The following is a 2,120-nucleotide window of genomic DNA, read 5'->3' on the forward strand; positions in this document are numbered from 1 at the left end:
GAAACCTTCGTCCACCGCCTCGCGGCACAGCCGGCGCAGCTTGTCGTCGCTGTAGCCGAGCCAGCCGGCCGACGTCGTGTAGCACGGGTAGCCGTCGCGCTCCAGCGCGGCGATCCGCGCGGCCTTGCCGGGCGCCTGCCGGCGCAGCAGGTCGAGCGCTTCGTCCGGGCTCAGGCAGTCGGTCAGGTAGCGGAAGTCGATCGCCCGCGCCAGCTCCTCCGGGCTCAGGTCGGCAACGAGCCGCCACAGCGGCTTGCCGACGGCCTTCGCCCACAAATCCCACACCGCGTTGACGACGGCGCCCGTCGCCAGGTGGATCGCGCCCTTGTCCGGGCCGATCCAGCGCAACTGGCTGTCCGACGTCACGTGCCGCCAGAAGCGGCCCATGTCCTCGCGAATCCAGTCGAGGTCGAGGCCGACGACGAGGTGACGCATCGCGTCGATCGCCGCGCAGCAGATTTCGTTGCCGCGCCCGATGGTGAACGTGAGCCCGTGGCCTTCGAGCCCGTCGCGGTCGGTTTCGAGCACGACGTAGGCCGCCGAATAATCGGGGTCCGGATTCATCGCGTCGGAGCCGTCGAGCTGGCGCGAGGTCGGAAAGCGCACGTCGAGGACGCGCATCGATCGAATGATAGGCATGACGAACCGTCCGTTGAAGGGAATCAGGCCTGCACGGTACGCTGGCGCTGCTCGCCGAGCCCGTCGATGCCGAGCGTGATCACCTGTCCGGCGCGCAGGTAGACGGGCGGCTTCTGTCCAAGGCCGACGCCAGGCGGCGTGCCGGTCGAGATCACGTCGCCCGGCTGCAGGCTCATGAAACGGCTCAGGTAGCTGATCAGGTGCGGCACGCGAAACACCATCGTCGCGGTCGTGCCGTTCTGGTAGCGGTGGCCGTCCACCTCGAGCCACAGCCGCAGCGCGTGCGGATCGGGCACTTCGTCGGCCGTCACGAGCCACGGGCCGATCGGGCCGAACGTGTCGTTGCCCTTGCCCTTGTCCCACGTGCCGCCGCGTTCGAGCTGGTATTCGCGCTCCGACACGTCGTTCACGACGCAGTAGCCGGCGACGTGCGACAGCGCATCGGCTTCGTCGATATAGCGGCCGCCCTGGCCGATCACCACGCCAAGTTCGACTTCCCAGTCGGTCTTCTCCGAGCCGCGCGGGATCTCGACGTCGTCGTTCGGGCCCGAGATCGCGCTCGTCCACTTGCCGAACACGACGGGCTCCTTCGGCACCTCCATCCCCGATTCGGCCGCGTGGTCGGAATAGTTGAGGCCGATGCAGATGAACTTGCCGACACGGCCGACGCACGCGCCGAGCCGCGGCGTGCCTTCGACGAGCGGCAGCGACGAAGGCGGAATGTCGCGCAGCCGCGCGAGCGACGCAGGCGTCAGCGCGTCGCCGGCGATGTCGTCGATCACGCCGGACAGGTCGCGAATGTGGCCCTGCGCATCGAGCAGGCCCGGCTTTTCATGGTGTTTGTCGCCAAATCTCAGCAGTTTCATAGCGTCATCCGAACGGAAACGGAAAGGGGAAGTGAGCGGAAAGGGGTGGTCAGTTCGACACGGTCAGTTTGACCAGCCGCCGTCGATCAGGTGAATCGTGCCGGTGGTGAACGACGCTTCGTCGGACGCCAGGTACAGCGCGAGCGCGGCCACTTCGTCCGCGCTGCCGATACGGCCGATCGGCTGGCGCGCGACGAACGCCTGGCGCACCTCGTCGGCGGACACGTGGCGCGTGCGCGCCTGGTCGGCGATCCGCTGCTCCAGCGACGGCGATTCGATCGTGCCCGGGCAGATCGCGTTGCAGCGGATGCCGCGTTCGACGAAATCGGCGGCCACCGCCTTGGTCAGCCCGATCACGGCCGCCTTGGTGGTGCCGTACACGAAGCGGTTCGGCACACCCTTCACGCTCGACGCGGCCGACGCCATGTTGACGATCGACCCGCCGCCGGCTTCGAGCATCGCGGGCAGCAGCGCGCGGATCAGCCGGTACATCGACGTGACGTTCAGGTTCAGCGAGAACGCCCACGCGTCTTCGTCGCACTCGAGGATCGAGCCGTGATGCACGTAGCCCGCGCAGTTGAACAGCACGTCGAACGCGCGTTCGCTCGCGGCGAG

At 68.1% G+C, this 2,120-nt stretch carries 2 protein-coding genes and 1 pseudogene; all 3 read right to left on the reverse strand.

Annotation, left to right across the window (positions count from 1 at the left end):
* Positions 1–639 (reverse strand): annotated as a pseudogene (locus tag JMF90_RS34600) (fuconate dehydratase); the annotation flags it as partial.
* Between the two features lie 23 nt (positions 640–662).
* A complete protein-coding gene (locus tag JMF90_RS34605; protein WP_006480696.1) occupies positions 663–1,505 on the reverse strand; it encodes an ureidoglycolate lyase in 843 nt (280 codons plus the stop codon).
* 63 nt (positions 1,506–1,568) lie between these two features.
* Positions 1,569–2,120, reverse strand: a 552-nt coding sequence (locus JMF90_RS34610) for an SDR family oxidoreductase (RefSeq protein WP_201326118.1), incomplete at its 5' end; no start/stop codon positions are given.

It is taken from the genome of Burkholderia sp. E168m23, from assembly GCF_016586125.1.
GTDB classification, from domain to species: Bacteria; Pseudomonadota; Gammaproteobacteria; order Burkholderiales; family Burkholderiaceae; genus Burkholderia; species Burkholderia orbicola.